Here is a 14324-nt window from a genome sequence, read left to right as displayed (position 1 = left end):
ACATGCGGAAGGGTCCGTCCCGCAGAAGCGGAACGGACCCTCGGCGGGGAGCCGTCAGTCGACGAGAATCACCCACAGATGACGCGGCCCGTGCACACCCTCGACGCGGCTCAGCTCGATGTCGCTGGTCGCGGAACCGCCGCTCAACCAGGTCACCGGACGCCGTGCGCGGAGCGCCGGTGCCAGCCTCGCGATGCCCTCCGGAACGTCGCTGACCACCTGCTCCGCCCGCACCACGCACACGTGGCAGTCGGGCAGCAGGGACAGGACGCGGCGACCCTGGCCGGAGCCGTGGTCGAGGGCGATGGTGCCGGAGTCGGCCATCCCGACCGCTGCCGTGGTGACGACGGCGCCGATCACGTTCAACTCGGCGTAGCTCAACTCCGGGTCGTCGCGATGGACCTCGACGTCGCTCGCGGCGACGGCCTCCACCCATTCGGCCGGAAGGCCGTCGGGCAGCACGGCGCTGGTCGCGCCGAGTCCTTCGAGGGCTTCGACGATCGCGCGGCCCACACCGGCGTCGTCGACGCGCACAACGCGCGCCTTGTAGTCCTCGACCTTCTCCACGAAGTCGGCGAGCACGTCGACGGTGGAAAGTGCCTGACCGTAGGACCAGTGCACGGGCACGTCCACGGCCGGGTCACTCTGGGCCACGTCGGTGGTCGCCCTGCGGATGCGTCGCAGGATCTCCTCACGCGCGCTCATCGTGCGCCTCCCTCTCGGTTCTTCTTCCACCACTGACGGAAGGTCTCCGTCGGTGGCGGCTCGACGTCGCGGGCCTGGAGCCAGCGGCCCGCAAGCGGCACGGGCATGGGCCCGATCCACTTGTCCTTGTAGATGCGCCCGCCATCCGGGAACCCTTCTGGACGGCGGCCAGGTGCTTGCCATCGGACATCACCCAGGCCGCGCCCTTCATGATCGTCTGTTCGATCGTGGGTGCTTGGACGTCTTGTAGTCGGCCACCTTGTGCCGCAGGTGCACGAGGATGTCGGTGAACGGGATCCGCACCGGGCACACCTCATTGCACGCGCCGCAGAGGCTGGATGCGAAGGGAGCGCACGGTCGTTCTCGTTCTCCAGTCCCGCAGCTGCGGGCCAGGATCGCGCCGATCGGCCCCGGATACATGGAGCCGTAGGCGTGGCCGCCGACCCGCTCGTAGACGGGCAGACGTTCAGGCAGGCGGAGCACCGGATGCAGCGCAGCGCCGCCCTCCCGACCGGGTCGGCCAGTACGTCGGTGCGCCCGTTGTCGAGGAGGATGACGTGCAGGTCCTGCGGCCGTCGCCGGGTGTGACACCCGTCCAGAGCGAGGTGTACGGGTTCATCCGCTCGGCGGTCGACGACCTGGGCAGCAGCTTCAGGAACACCTCGAGGTCCTCGACCGTCGGCACGATCTTCTCGATGCCGACCACGGACACCAGCGTCTCCGGGAGGGTGAGGCACATGCGCCCGTTGCCCTCGGATTCGACGATGACGAGCGTGCCCGTCTCCGCCACGATGAAGTTGCCGCCGGAGACGCCCATCCTGGAACGCAGGAACTTCTCCCGCAGGTGGGCGCGTGCCGCGGCCGTCAGCTCGCCCGGGTTGTCCGACACGTCGGCCGGCGCGGGCGTGCCGTAGGTGCCCATCTCGGTGGTGAAGATCTCGCGCACCTCGGAGCGGTTGCGGTGGATGGCCGGGACGAGGATGTGGCTCGGCAGGTCGTGACCGAGCTGCACGATCAGCTCCGCCAGGTCTGTCTCCCAGGCCGCGATGCCCTCGGCTTCGAGCGCCTCGTTCAGGTCGATCTCCTGCGTCACCATCGACTTGATCTTGACGACCTCGTCGACGCCCTTCGCCTTGGCGATCTGGGCGACGATCTGGTTCGCCTCCTTCCCGTCACGGGCCCAGTGCACGGTGACCCGGCCTCGGTCATCGCCTTCTCCGCCTGGATCAGGTAGTGGTCGAGGTGGCGTCCCACGCGGTCCTTGATCTCGGCCCTGCGGTGCGCAGATCCTCCCAGTTCGGCACCTCGGCCGCGCGCAGGATGCGCTTGGCGCGGATGGTGCCGGTGGCGTGGCGCAGGTTCTTGCGCTGCTCGGCCTTCGCCAGTTCAGCCTTCGCCGCCTCCGGGAAGGGCGGGATGCCCAGCCAGGACGGGGTTCGGGCGTGAGGCGCTGATGCGTGGTGGTCATGCCACAGCCTCCTTTTCGGTGCTTGCGAGGATCTCCGCGATGTGGATGGTCCTGATCCCCGAGCGCTGGCGGTGCAGGACACCACCGATGTTCATCAGGCAGGCCTGATCCCCGCAACGAGGTACTCGGCGTCCGTGGACCGGACGTGGCGCGCCTTGTCCGACGCCATGGCGATGGACACATCCGGATTCTTCACCGAGAAGGTGCCGCCGAAGCCGCAGCACTGCTCCGCCATCGGCAGCTCGACCAGATCGATGCCTCGCACGGCGCGCAGCAGCTGCAGCGGCCGGTCACCGACCTTCGCGATGCGCATCGAGTGACACGTCGGGTGGTAGGTGACACGGTGGGGAAGTAGGCGCCGACGTCGGTGACGCCGAGCACATCCATGAGGAACTCCGTGAGTTCGTAGGTGCGCGACGCCACCGCGGTGGCGTCCCTCTCCAACCCGGGTCGCCGGCCCAGTTCGCGAGCATGGCGTGCTGCTCGCGAACCGAACCGACACACGACCCGGAGGGCCGACGATGTAGTCGTACCCGCCGAACGAATCGACGTAGTTGCGCACCGTCGGCATCGCTTCCTTGTAGTAGCCCGTGTTGGTCATGATCTGCCCGCAGCAGGTCTGCTTCTCGGGTAGACGACCGTGCAACCCAACCTCTCGAGCAGCTTCACCGTGGCGATCGGGATCGACGGCTTCATCGTGTCATTGATGCACGTGGCGAAGAGCGCCACGCGGATGCCTGCGTCTGGCATGTCTGACCTTCCGTGGGTGTTGACGTCAGTTGAAGGTCGGCAGCATCCAGCTGAGGACCGGGGTGGACTGGAGGCCGATGAGGACGCAGAGCACGGCGAGCATGCCGAGGCTCCACCAGATGACCTTGCGGAACAGCTGCGACTCGGCACCGAGCAGGCCGACGGCCGAGCATGCGATGGCGAGGTTCTGCGGGCTGATCATCTTGCCGACCACACCACCTGTGGTGTTGGCGGCCACGAGGAGCGTCGGGTCGAGACCCACCTTGTTGGCCGTGGTCTGCTGCAGCGTGGCGAACAGGGCGTTGGCGGAGGTGTCGGAGCCGGTGACCGCGGTGCCGATCCAGCCGAGGATCGGCGACAGGAAGGCGAATGCGACGCCGACGCCCGCGATCCAGGAGCCGATGGTGATGGTCTGGCCGGAGAAGTTCATGACGTAGGCCAGCGAGAGCACCGACGCGATGGTCAGTGCCGACCAGCGCATCTTGTGGATGGTGGCCAGAGCTCGCCCACCATGTCCTTGAAGGAGACGCGGTAGACGATGCCGACGATGATCGCGGTGATCACGAGCAGCGTGCCGGGGCTTGAGAGCCACTGGAAGTTGTAGATCGCCGACGGGGACGCCTCGCCCGCGGTGGTGAGCAGGTTGCCGTACAGCCCGGGCCACTTGATCTTCAGGTCGGTGCTGGCGAGGAACGACACGACGGCCGGGATCAGCTTCGCAGCGGAGAAGATGGCGATGACCAGCAGGTAGGGGAACAGCGCCATGAAGATCCTGCCGCCGGTCAGGGCGTGCGCGGGCTGGGCGTGGGTCTCGGAGACGTCGTCGAGCTTCTCGAGGCTGCGCTCGGCGGCCAGCCGCTCGAGGGCCTCTTCTCCACCCTGGGGCTTCCAGAAGCGGAGGAACACGACGCCGACCGCGAGGGCGAACAGCGACGCGATCACGTCGGTGAGCTCGACCGACAGGTAGGTGGCGGAGATCCACTGCGCGACGGCGAACGATCCACCGATCACGAGGGCTGCGGGCCAGACCTGCTTGAGGCCCTTCCTGCCGTCGGCCAGGAGCACGAGAAGCATGGGGACGAACAGCGCAAGCACGGGGACTGGTGGCCGACGTAGGCGCCGATCTCACGGTAGTCGATGCCGGTCAGGTTGCCAGCGGTGATGATCGGGATGGCGACGGCGCCGAACGCGACCGGTGCGGTGTTGGCGAGCAGCACGACCATGGCCGCACGGAAGGCGGAGAAACCGATCGACATCAGCATCACGCCGGTGATGGCGACGGGGGCGCCGAAGCCGGCGAGGGCCTCCATCAGGCCGCCGAAGCAGAACGCGATGAGGATGGCCAGGATGCGCGGGTCGTCGGAGATCAGGCTGAAGGTGGCCCGGAGGTCCTCGAACCGTCCGCTCACGACGGTGACCTGGTAGAGCCAGATGGCCGTGAGCACGATCCAGGTGATGGGGAAGAGTCCGAATACCGCACCCTGGGTGCCCGCCAGGAGTGCGAGCCCGACCGGCATCTTGAACGCGAAGACTGCGACCAGAATCGCGGTGGCGAGCGACGTGAGGCCGGCCCAGTGGGCCTTCCACTTGAGGACGCCGAGGGTGAAGAACATCACCAGGAGGGGAGGAGCGCAACGAGGGCGGAGAGCGTCAGACTCCCCAGCGGCTCAAGTTGAGGTGTGAACATGTGTGGAACTCCATTGTCCGTGTGTCTGACCAGCGGCAAGCTGGTCAGACCAAACGTTAACACGTCATCCTGGAACAGGTCAGACCAACCCCACTTTGGGCTGCAAGCCCTTGCCGGATGAGTGACAATTGGCTCATGAACACTGCTAGCACAGGCGGCTTTGAGGCTGTTCTTGATCACCTGACGACCGAGATCCTCGATGGGCGTGTCGTTCCGGGGGACAGGCTGCCGAACGAGCGTGACCTCGCCTCCCAGTTGGGGCGAGCCGCAGCGCCGTCCGTGAGGCGATCAAGGTGCTGCAGACCCAGGGGTCGTCACCTCCCACACCGGCCCCGGTGGTGGCACACGGGTCGCGGCGAGCCAGGGGCGGCGCTGGGCAGGATGTTGAAGCTACACGTCGCGCTGGACGCCATCTCGTTCTCTGAGGTCACCGAGACGCGCGTGGTGCTCGAGCGCGCCGCCGCCTACGCGGCGGTGGAACGGCTCGACGACGCGGCGATCGACGCACTGGAGGCGATGGTCATCCAGATGAAGGAGACGAAGGACTCGGTCACCTTCAACTCCCTCGACACGGGCTTCCATGTGGCCATCGCCGGACTCGGTGCGAACCGGCTGATCCGCGACGTCACGGTGGCGATCCGGGAGGCGGTGGCCAAGCCCATCCTCGTCGCCGAGAACGCGCTTCCCGACTGGGAGGTGGTGCGCGCCCAGCTGAACGTGGAGCACGAGGCCATCTTCGACGCCCTGCGGCAACGGGACGGCAGGCTCGCCGCCGAACGCGTCGAGGCCCACATCAGGCAGGCGCACCGGGCACTGCTGCCCTGAGGCGCGACCTGTCAGATGATCTGTTCGAGCCGACCCGTGTCGACGTCGTACATGAAGCCGCCGACCTCGGCGTGCCCCGTGATGAGCGGGTGCGAGCGCACCATTTCGACGTCCTCGTGGACGCGGGTCATCTGATCCGGTGACGACCCGAAGGTCATCCAGGATGCGTTGACCCCGTTGGTGTCGCGGATCTTCCTGCGGACGTCCTCGTCGGTCCCGGTTGCCATGGCGCAGCGCGTGTGCGGGATGATCATGATCCGGTCGACCTGGAGGAGTTGGACGCCGAGCACACAGCCGTTCATGACGGAGGTGGTCACGCGTCCGCCGGGCGAGCGCAGGATCTTCGCATCGCCGAGATGGAGGCCGAGCATGCCGAGCGGCTCGATCCGCGAGTCCATGCAGGTGACGATGCACACGCCGGCCCGGGCCACACCGTCGAAGTTCGCATCGGTAAAGGTGGCCGCGTATTGCGCGTTGCGGGCCAGCAGGTCGTCAAAACTCATATCACCGCTTCCTAGTCGAAGAGGGACTCTACTCCCGTGTCGGTCCCCGGGGATGGCTGCCCAGAACGACCCGCGAGCATCGCGACCGGCTGCGACATCGGCGTTCCCGACCCGTCCCGACGCCCCGGGAGGTGGGCAGCTCCACCGGGGAGCCGCTGGCCGCCGCTGCCACCACCGGGCGGGCCCGATGGCCGCGATGAGAAGCGTGTCCTCACCCTTCAGGAAGCGGTGGGCGCGCACGCCGCCCGTGGCACGGCCCTTGGCGGGGTACTCGGACAGCGGGTCACCTTCGCCATGCCCGTCTCCGTGCCGGGCAGTGACGTGGAGTTTCCGGACACCGTCACCACGTGATCGTTGTCAGGATCGACGGCGCCGAACCAGATCACCCGAGCCCCCGGGACAGCTTGACGCCCGCCACGCCGCCGCCGGAACGCCCCTGGGGCGAACCGCGGAGGCCGGGAAGTGCAGCAGCTGTGCATCGCTGGTGATGAACGCGAAGTCGCACCCGGCATCGGTGAGTTCGAGGGCGCCCACGATGCGGTCGCCGTCCTCGAGCCGGATCACGTCCCAGGCGTCCTTGCTCAGGAGCTCGGGTTGACCCGCTTGACGACGCCCTGCTCCGTGCCGACCGCGAGCCCGAGCGACCCGGGATCGAGCGAGGTGAGCCCGACCGGGCGTTCACCCGACTCCAACGGCCACAGTTCGTGGGCCAGGCTCCCGCCCTGCAGGTTCGGCGCCGACGCCGTCAGCGGGACGGTGGGGAGATCGATGGCCCGGCAGCGGATCAGCCGTCCGAGGTTGGTGACCACCCCGAACTCGCCCTGCGCGGTGCTGGCTAGCCTGGCGACGATGACGTCGTGGGCCGAACGGCCCTCGACCGGGATCGGGTGGTCGGTGTCGGTGCGCGCCACCAGGCCGCTGCCACTCAACAGCACCCAGCACGGGTCGTCGGGCACCTCGAGCGGGGTCTTTGCCACAGTGGTCGCACCAGAGGCCGCGAGCAGCACTGTGCGGCGCGGGGTGCCGAACTCCCTGGCCACCTGGGCGAGCTCCTCACCGACGAGCCGGCGCAGCACCGCGTCGTTGTCGATGATGTCGCGCAGCCGGGCGATCTCGTCGGCCAGCTCGGAGGCCTCCTTCTCCAGTTCGATGGTGGAGTAGCGCGTCAGCCTGCGCAACTGCATGTCGAGGATGTAGGTGGCCTGCACCTCGGTGAGGTCGAACGCGCCCATCAGGCGCTCACGGGCCTGGGAGGCGTCGTCGGACGACCGGATGATGGCGATCACGTCATCGATGTCGGCGATGGCCGTGATGAGGCCGCGGACCAGGTGGAGCCGGTCCTCGGCCTTGGCGAGCAGGAAGTTGGAGCGCCTGAGCGTGACCTCCAGGCGGTGACCGAGGAAGACCTCGAGCATCTCCTTCAGGGTAAGCGTCCGGGGTTGGCCGTCCACCAGCGCGACCGCATTGATCGCGAACGTGTCTTCGAGCTTGGTCACCTTGAACAGCTGTTCGAGCAGCGCCTCGGGGTTGATCCCGTTCTTCACCTCGATGACCAGCCTGGTGCCGTTTGCGAGGTCGGTCAGGTCCTTGACATCGGAGATTCCGGAGAGCTTCTTGTCGTTGACGCCCTTCTTGATCTGCTCGATGATCTTCTCGGGCCCGATCATGTAGGGCAGCTCGGTGACGACGATGCCCATCTTCCTGGGGGTCACCTTCTCGATACGGGTGGTGGCCCGGATCTTGAAGGTGCCGCGCCCCGTGGCGTAGGCGTCCCTGACTCCGTCGAGGCCGATGATCTTTCCGCCGGTGGGGAAGTCGGGGCCGGGAATGTGGCGCATCAGCTCGTCGAGCCCGATGCCGGGGTTGCGCAGGAGCTGCTGCAGCGCGGCCACCACCTCGATGAGGTTGTGGGGCGCGATGTTGGTGGCCATGCCGACGGCGATGCCGGTGGCGCCGTTGACGAGCAGGTTCGGCAGCGCCGCCGGGAGCACGACCGGCTCGGACTCCTTACCGTCGTAGTTGGGCTTGAAGTCGACCGTGTCGAGGTCGAGCCCCCGCGTCATGGCGACGGCGGGCGAGGCCATCCGGCACTCGGTGTAGCGCATGGCGGCGGGCCGGCGTCGAGGGAGCCGAAGTTGCCGTGCCCGTCGATGAGCGGGAGCCGGACCGACCACGACTGCCCATGCGGACCAGCGCATCGTAGATGGCGGTGTCCCCGTGCGGGTGCAGCACGCCCATCACCTGCCCGACGACGCGGGCACACTTGACGTGGCTGCGGTCGGGCGGATGCCCATCTCGTCCATCGAGAACAGGATGCGCCGCTGAACCGGCTTGAGGCCGTCGCGGGCGTCGGGGAGTGCGCGGGAGTAGATGACCGAGTAGGCGTACTCGAGGAAGCTCGACTCCATCTCCTGGGTGACGTCGACGTCGAGGATGTGCTCCTCCTCCGTCAGATCGTCGTCGACGGTCGGCTTCGCCATGGATCATCTCCTTGTTCGCCCTGGGCAGCTCGCAATCTGGGAGCCTATCGCGCGCGGCGTGCCCTGCCCGCATCCGTGGGATGGAGTGTCGGTCAACCGAGCAGCTCCGAGAGCCCGTCGGCGAGGCCGTCACCGTCCGGCGCGCGGACCTCGGGTGCTATGTCGGGCTCCCACCGGGCCTCGGGTGCAACCTCCATGGGGAGCCCGTGGGCCAGGGTGTGCTCGCCGGGGGTCAGTTGGCGGATCGCCCGCGCGCGGACGTGTTCCGGCTGGAGGGAGGCGAACTCCGCGTACAGGTCGGGGTCGTGCTGGCCGTCATCTCCGACCAGCAGCCACCTGATTCCGGGGAGGTCGCGGGCCAACTCGCGCAGACACCTGCGCTTGTGATCGGGGCCGCTGCGGAACCAACCGGTCTGGGTGGGGCCCCAGTCGGTGAAGAGGATGGCGCCCGCGGGATGCCGTGGCGTGCCATGAAGCGCTGGATCATCGGGTAGGTGTTCCAGGACCCGGTCGACACGTAGATGATGGGCGCCCCGGGTTGGCGCGGAGGAGCTGCTGGTAGAGACGGGCCATGCCGGGACGGCCTGGCGCGCCTGCTCGGTGAGGACGAACGAGTTCCAGGCGGCGAGGAGCGGACGGGGCAGAAGGGTGGTGATGATCGTGTCGTCGATGTCGCTGACGATGCCGAAGGACACGTCGTGGCCGATCACCTGGACATCGGCCATCGTGGACGCCCCGCGGACCCCCTCGAGCCGGACGCTGTGCCATCCGGGAGCGAGCCCGGGATTGCGGACCCGCACGTCGATGTAGCCGCCCCGGTCGGCCTGCACCGGGATGCGCGTGTCGCCGATGACGACGTTGACGGTGGCATCGACCTCGGTGGCGTTCATGAAGTTGCGCCACCCGCGCCGGTACATCACGGCCTGCGCCGCCTGCACGATCCCAGGTCCTCGGATGGCTTCAGCACCACCCGCGCGAGGATCCGCAGCTGCTCGGGCGTGCCGTAGCCGGTGAAGGCGATGATGGACTCCTGCCAGCCGCGTCTGAACAGGATCCTGTTGGCGACGCTGTTGAGTCGGTCCTCGATGCGGGCAGCGATGAAGGGGCGCGACGGCATGCGTCTAAACCTAACGCAGTCATGCCATGATGTGCGGGTGAGCCAGTCCGCCAACCTCAACTCGACCCTTCCCCGGAGCTGATCGCCGAGATCGACGAATGCGGCTTCTACCCGGGTCTCGTGACCGAGACGGCGGAGCTCGGCATCGGCGGTCAGGAGACGCTCGACTACCTGGTGCAGCATGAGGCGACGTTCGCGGGTCACGAACTGCACCGCCACATCACCGTGCTGCTGCGCACGGAACGCCACCTGGTGATCTGCCACGTGGATGAGGGGAGGGCGACCGGCCGGAGGCGCTGTCGACGGTCGAGTGCGTCCCGCTGCGCACCATCGGATCGGTGGTGGTGACGCGATCGATGACCGACCCGCAGGACCTCCAGTCGTTGAGCGAGGCGTGGCTCTCGATCGTGTGGGGCGCAGCACGCCGCATCGATCTCGGCCCCGCCTCCTGCGAGGATCCGACCTGCGAGGCTGACCACGGCTACACGGGAGTCGTGCAGCCCGACGACATCACCGTGCGGATGTCGCGTCAGGCCGACGGCGAGAACGCCCGGCGCCTGCTCGCCTTCGGCCTCCGCCTCCAGGGCGCGGTCGGCTGATGCGGGATCAGTTCGTCGAGCCACGCTACGAGGACCTGGCCCTCGTCAATCTTCTGCCCAGCGTCGTGGCCAGGTTGGAGGGGACCGATCCGGTGCTCGACCTGCCCGCGCCTCCCGCTATGTCGTGCTGCTGGTGGACGGCCTCGGCTGGCACCAACTCCGCGAACATGCCGAGCACGCGGAGACGATGGCCGCCGCGATGGACACCGGCAGGCGGATCACCTGCTCCGTTCCTTCCACCACCGCGACGTCGCTGACCTCGCTCGGCACCGGCGTCCCGACGGGTCACCACGGCATCGTCGGCTACACCTTCTTCGAACCGAGCGTCGACCGCGTGATCAACGCCCTCACCTGGATGGCGGGCCAACCGATGTGCGCGGTTTCGCGCAGGTGCCCACGGTGTTCCAGCGGCTCGCATCCGGAGGCCGCGACAGCGGAGCCGTGACCCTCGACCGCTTCGCGGACAGCGCCCTGACGCGGCTCGCGTTCGCAGGCACCACCCACTTCCCGGTCTCCGCCGAGGGCGACCCCGGGCACTTCGCCGACCTGGTCGCGGAGGCGCTCACGGGTGCCGATGTCGTCTACTGCTACGAGCGGATGCTCGACCATGACGGCCACGGCTTCGGCGTCGGGTCCTGGCAGTGGCTCGATCGGCTCGGCGCGGTCGACGACAGCATCGCCCACCTCATTTCGACGCTCCCTCCGACGTGTGCCTGATCGTCACCGGCGACCACGGCATGGTCAACGTGCCCGTCTCCAGTCGCCTCGTGATCGAGGAGGAGTCCCGCCTCACCGGCCACACCGCCATCGGAGGTGAGCCCCGGTTCCGGCACATCTACGGCGAGGATCCACGCGCGCTGGCCTGGGCCTGGGAGTCGGTGCTGGGGGAGCGCGGACAGGTGCTGCGCCGCGAGGAGGCCGTCGAGGCCGGATGGTTCGGGCCCCGGCCGACGGGCATGAGCCTGTCACGCATCGGTGACGTCGTGGCGGCGATGACCGCCGACCATGCGGCCATGAGCACCGGCACCCCGGCGAGTTCCGGCTGATCGGCATGCACGGGTCGCTCACGGCGGCGGAGATGGAGATCCCGCTGCTCACGTTCGGCGGTCAGAGGTGAGCCTGCGGATCGCGATCCTCATCGATGACTTCTTCCCCGCCTCCGGAGGGATCGGCCGCTCGGTGCAGACGCAGCTCGAGGAGTTGACGAAGATGGGGCACGAGGTGACCCTCGTCGCCCCGGACCGGCACCTGCAGAAGCCGCGGCTGGGCCGGATCATCGAATGCCCCACCATCTATCTCGAGGGGCTGCCCGCGCACCTGAGCGTCCTGCACTGCACGGACCGGCGGGCCCGACTCATCTCCTCGGTGGGTCGCTTCGACATCGTGCACAGCCAGACCGAACGGGGTGCGCTGGTGCTCGGCGCCAGGATCGCGCGGCTCCAGTCGATCCCGCACCTGCACACCTTCCACGCCAACATCGCCGGGACCCACCAGACGGTCCGCGGGCCATCTTCGGCACGCTCAGCTACCGGGCGTTGGTGCTACCGGCGCTGCGGGCCGCCACCGACCAGAAGACGGCGCCGACGAGGCTGCCTGCCCGCTCCCACGAGACGGGAGGATTCGCGGCGCGGACGGATTGGAAGTCCTTCGCCCAGATCGCCCAGCGGGTCGACGCCTACACCGTCCCTTCGCCGTTCATGCGGGACCTCATCGATGAGGCCGCCGCCGGGCCGCTCGCCAGCCACGTGGTGCCGACAGGGTACAACCGCGGAATGCTGGATGCGATCCGCGACACCAGACGGGAGCGAACCGATCACCGGGTGCGTTTCCTGTCGATCGGACGCCTCGCCAAGGAGAAGCGCCTCGACGTCCTGATCAAGGCGTTCCGGGCCGCAGATCTTCCCGACTCGGAGCTCGTCATCGTCGGCGACGGTGATCAGCGCGACCGGCTGAAGGCTCTCGCCGCGGGCGCGGACAACATTGACTTCCGCTGGCACCTCTCATCGTTGCCCGCCATCGCCTACGAACTCGTCAACGCCGACGCGCTCGTGCTCAGCTCATACCGGTTCGACTCCCAGGCGCTCGTCATCACCGAGGCGGTCGCGGCCGGGCTCCCCGTCATGTACTGCGACGACAGGCTGACCGTCGGCACGTCCACCGGGAGCTCGCTGCTCACGGGCCCGGATGTGCGGTCGATGGCTGCAGGGTTCGCCGAACTGATGGACCCGCAGCGGCGACGTCGGATGAGCGGGGCCTCGGCCGGGTTGCTGCAGGACCTGAGCCCGCAACGCACCGCCGAACGCTACGTGAAGGCATACAACGACCTCTTGAAGAATAGGATGACGCGTGGCTGAGCTGGTCTTCCACACCGGACCGATGGACTGCGGCAAGTCGACCCTGGCCCTGCAGTTCGACTACACACAGTCGACGCACGGCCGGATCGGGCGGGTGTTCACCTCGAAGGACCGTTCAGGCCAGGGCCGCATCACGTCGCGTCTCGGGCTCACCGCTGAGGCCATCGAGGTCGGCGAGGAGTTCGACCTGTGGCGCTACATCATCGCGCAGCTCACCACGGGGAAGCGGGTGGACTACATCGTGTGCGACGAGGCCCAGTTCTACACGCCTGAGCACATCGACCAGTTGGCCCGCATCGTCGACGAGTTGCAGCTCGACGTGTACGCATTCGGCATCCTCTCGGACTTCCGCACGCGCCTCTTCCCGGGCTCGCAGCGGCTCATCGAGCTGGCCGACCGGGTGGAGAGCCTGCCTCTGGGGCCGCTCTGTTGGTGCGGGTCACGGGGAACCCACAATGCGCGCACCCTCGACGGGATCATGGTCACCGAGGGAACGCAGGTTGTCGTCGGCGACACCGAGCCCGGCGGTGACGTTCGTTATGAGGTGCTGTGTCGTGCCCACCACCGCCGCAGGATGACGGCCACCAGGGCCAGGGCGACGCTTTCACCGGAACCGCTCCCGTTCGATCCTGACGCCTTCTGAGACGGAACCCGCCCGCAGATTCGGCGCAACCGGGCCGGCCATCCCTGGGAGATCCGGGCCGACGTCGACGGTCAGGGGTGGGGCCGCCGAACATGATCTCATCCCATGACGGCACCTTTGCGCGACGCTTGCGTGGCTTCGGGGGCGCTTGGGCTCCTCCTCAGCCTCCACGAGCACCTCCTGGGTGGGCTCGTCCTCCACGGCAGGGACGGCCGGCTCAGGTTCCCGGGCCTCCACAGCAGGGGTCGGATCATCGAGGTGGACGCGGCGGGTCGGTTCGTCCGCCTCATCATCGGGCGTGTGTTCGCCGACCCCCTCAGGCGTCTCCACCGTCTCGGTCGGCTCGCTGCGGTCCTCGTACAGGACCGGGTCGAGGATCCCGGTGTAGATGCGCACCGAATCCTCGCTGATACCGCTGAGCATGTCGTAGAGACGGTCGAGCTGAGAGGTGTCCTCGTTGGCGTCGTGCATGAGCTCGGAGGCGGGGACGTCGTCACCAGGGTTCTCCGGGCCGGGGGTGCTGACCGCACGCACAAGCGCGAGCTCGTCATCCAGGTCGACGGTGTTCTCCTCCTCGGGCCTCGCGCCCGGAAGCTCCTCACCGATCATCCACCGTGCATCGGCGTTGTCGGCGACGGAGAACCTGGCCTTCGGGTCGAACACGAACTCGGCCGAGCGGGTCTCGGTGTCCTCCCGAGCTTGGCGACCACGCGCCATTTGAGGTCCGACTGGCGCCACGCGTCCCAGACCACGCGATCCGAGTCGATCCCGCGGGAACGCAGCCGCGTTGCGATCAGGTCGCCCAGCCTGCGATGGCTGCCGGCCTCACCGCGGCGGCGGATGGTGGTCGCCTGGGCTGCGCCCGCGATGTGTTCCCGCTCGGCGAGCACCGGGCCGGCGAATGCCTCGATCCGCTCAGGATCCATGCCCGACTCGGCGGCGACGTCAGCCACGGAGGCGCCGGAACGGATCCGGGCCTGAATCTCCCGCGGGTCATAGCGTTGTCCATGGTTCCTCGTCCGTGTGTGTCTGCTGGTTGGGCACAACCTACCAGCGTGCGCGGCACGCGTGCCCCATGCGCGGGCCCTGTGCCCACCCAACCGCATGAAGTGGCGCGTACTTCGCTTGAACAGCGGTGCACAATGGCCGTGTCGATCGGTGGCGCGGTGCCGTTCCCACCCAGGTGTGGTACA

General features: G+C 68.1%; 13 protein-coding genes and 6 pseudogenes. 9 read left to right on the top strand and 10 right to left on the bottom strand.

What is annotated here, in order from left to right:
- Nucleotides 1-54: 54 nt before the first annotated feature.
- The 4 genes and pseudogenes from G7085_RS00565 to G7085_RS00550 form a co-directional block, all read right to left on the bottom strand.
- Entirely contained in the window at nt 55-705 is a 651-nt protein-coding gene (locus tag G7085_RS00565; RefSeq protein WP_197509628.1) for a LutC/YkgG family protein, read from the bottom strand.
- Nucleotides 702-2180 (bottom strand): annotated as a pseudogene (locus G7085_RS00560) (lactate utilization protein B). The gene G7085_RS00565 and the pseudogene G7085_RS00560 overlap by 4 nt, the downstream one beginning before the upstream one ends.
- Nucleotides 2170-2923, bottom strand: a pseudogene (locus tag G7085_RS00555) ((Fe-S)-binding protein). The pseudogenes G7085_RS00560 and G7085_RS00555 overlap by 11 nt, the downstream one beginning before the upstream one ends.
- Before the next feature lie 25 nt (nt 2924-2948).
- Nucleotides 2949-4610: pseudogene (locus G7085_RS00550) on the bottom strand (L-lactate permease).
- A 117-nt stretch (nt 4611-4727) separates the two neighbouring features.
- On the opposite strand from G7085_RS00550, the pseudogene G7085_RS33645 reads away from it, so the two are divergent.
- Nucleotides 4728-4859 (top strand): annotated as a pseudogene (locus tag G7085_RS33645) (hypothetical protein); the annotation flags it as partial.
- A 132-nt stretch (nt 4860-4991) separates the two neighbouring features.
- On the top strand, nt 4992-5435 hold the full coding sequence (locus G7085_RS23005) for a FadR/GntR family transcriptional regulator (protein ID WP_231979087.1): 444 nt from the start codon (nt 4992-4994) through the stop codon (nt 5433-5435).
- A gap of 11 nt (nt 5436-5446) precedes the next feature.
- Here the strand turns inward: G7085_RS23005 and G7085_RS00540 are convergent, their stop codons facing one another.
- From G7085_RS00540 to G7085_RS31705, 4 genes and pseudogenes are all read right to left on the bottom strand, one after another.
- Nucleotides 5447-5938 (bottom strand): beta-class carbonic anhydrase, encoded by a 492-nt coding sequence (locus tag G7085_RS00540; protein WP_197509626.1) that lies wholly within the window; start codon nt 5936-5938, stop codon nt 5447-5449.
- Between the two features lie 11 nt (nt 5939-5949).
- Nucleotides 5950-8418 (bottom strand): annotated as a pseudogene (locus G7085_RS00535) (DNA gyrase/topoisomerase IV subunit A).
- Nucleotides 8419-8510: 92 nt separating this feature from the next.
- Nucleotides 8511-9356 carry a phosphatase domain-containing protein gene (locus G7085_RS00530; protein ID WP_331715384.1) on the bottom strand — a complete coding sequence of 282 codons (846 nt, stop codon included), beginning with the start codon at nt 9354-9356 and terminating at the stop codon, nt 8511-8513.
- Entirely contained in the window at nt 9335-9535 is a 201-nt protein-coding gene (locus tag G7085_RS31705; protein ID WP_331715383.1) for a hypothetical protein, read from the bottom strand. Before G7085_RS31705 ends, G7085_RS00530 begins: the two co-directional genes overlap by 22 nt.
- A gap of 120 nt (nt 9536-9655) precedes the next feature.
- On the opposite strand from G7085_RS31705, the pseudogene G7085_RS22995 reads away from it, so the two are divergent.
- From G7085_RS22995 to G7085_RS00485, 7 genes and pseudogenes are all read left to right on the top strand, one after another.
- A pseudogene (locus G7085_RS22995) lies at nt 9656-10134 on the top strand (DUF5998 family protein).
- Nucleotides 10135-10267: 133 nt separating this feature from the next.
- Entirely contained in the window at nt 10268-10579 is a 312-nt protein-coding gene (locus tag G7085_RS00510) for an alkaline phosphatase family protein (RefSeq protein WP_197509622.1), read from the top strand.
- Nucleotides 10576-10851 carry an alkaline phosphatase family protein gene (locus G7085_RS31700; protein WP_197509621.1) on the top strand — a complete coding sequence of 92 codons (276 nt, stop codon included), beginning with the start codon at nt 10576-10578 and terminating at the stop codon, nt 10849-10851. Before G7085_RS00510 ends, G7085_RS31700 begins: the two co-directional genes overlap by 4 nt.
- On the top strand, nt 10842-11180 hold the full coding sequence (locus G7085_RS00500) for an alkaline phosphatase family protein (RefSeq protein WP_197509620.1): 339 nt from the start codon (nt 10842-10844) through the stop codon (nt 11178-11180). The genes G7085_RS31700 and G7085_RS00500 overlap by 10 nt, the downstream gene beginning before the upstream one ends.
- A 67-nt stretch (nt 11181-11247) precedes the next feature.
- Entirely contained in the window at nt 11248-12009 is a 762-nt protein-coding gene (locus G7085_RS00495; protein ID WP_197509619.1) for a glycosyltransferase, read from the top strand.
- Nucleotides 11955-12488, top strand: coding sequence for a glycosyltransferase (locus G7085_RS00490; RefSeq protein WP_197509618.1), 534 nt, complete (start codon nt 11955-11957; stop codon nt 12486-12488). Before G7085_RS00495 ends, G7085_RS00490 begins: the two co-directional genes overlap by 55 nt.
- On the top strand, nt 12481-13131 hold the full coding sequence (locus G7085_RS00485) for a thymidine kinase (protein ID WP_197509617.1): 651 nt from the start codon (nt 12481-12483) through the stop codon (nt 13129-13131). Before G7085_RS00490 ends, G7085_RS00485 begins: the two co-directional genes overlap by 8 nt.
- On the opposite strand, the gene G7085_RS00480 is transcribed toward G7085_RS00485, so the two are convergent.
- Nucleotides 13093-13794 (bottom strand): hypothetical protein, encoded by a 702-nt coding sequence (locus tag G7085_RS00480; protein ID WP_197509616.1) that lies wholly within the window; start codon nt 13792-13794, stop codon nt 13093-13095. The genes G7085_RS00485 and G7085_RS00480 overlap by 39 nt on opposite strands.
- Entirely contained in the window at nt 13737-14237 is a 501-nt protein-coding gene (sepH, locus tag G7085_RS00475; protein ID WP_231979085.1) for a septation protein SepH, read from the bottom strand. Before sepH ends, G7085_RS00480 begins: the two co-directional genes overlap by 58 nt.
- Between the last annotated feature and the right edge of the window lie 87 nt (nt 14238-14324).

It is taken from the genome of Tessaracoccus coleopterorum, assembly GCF_011174705.1.
Classification (GTDB): domain Bacteria; phylum Actinomycetota; class Actinomycetes; order Propionibacteriales; family Propionibacteriaceae; genus Arachnia; species Arachnia coleopterorum.
Note: the sequence above shows the minus strand (reverse complement) of the source record. Positions and strands in the feature narration are given on the sequence as shown.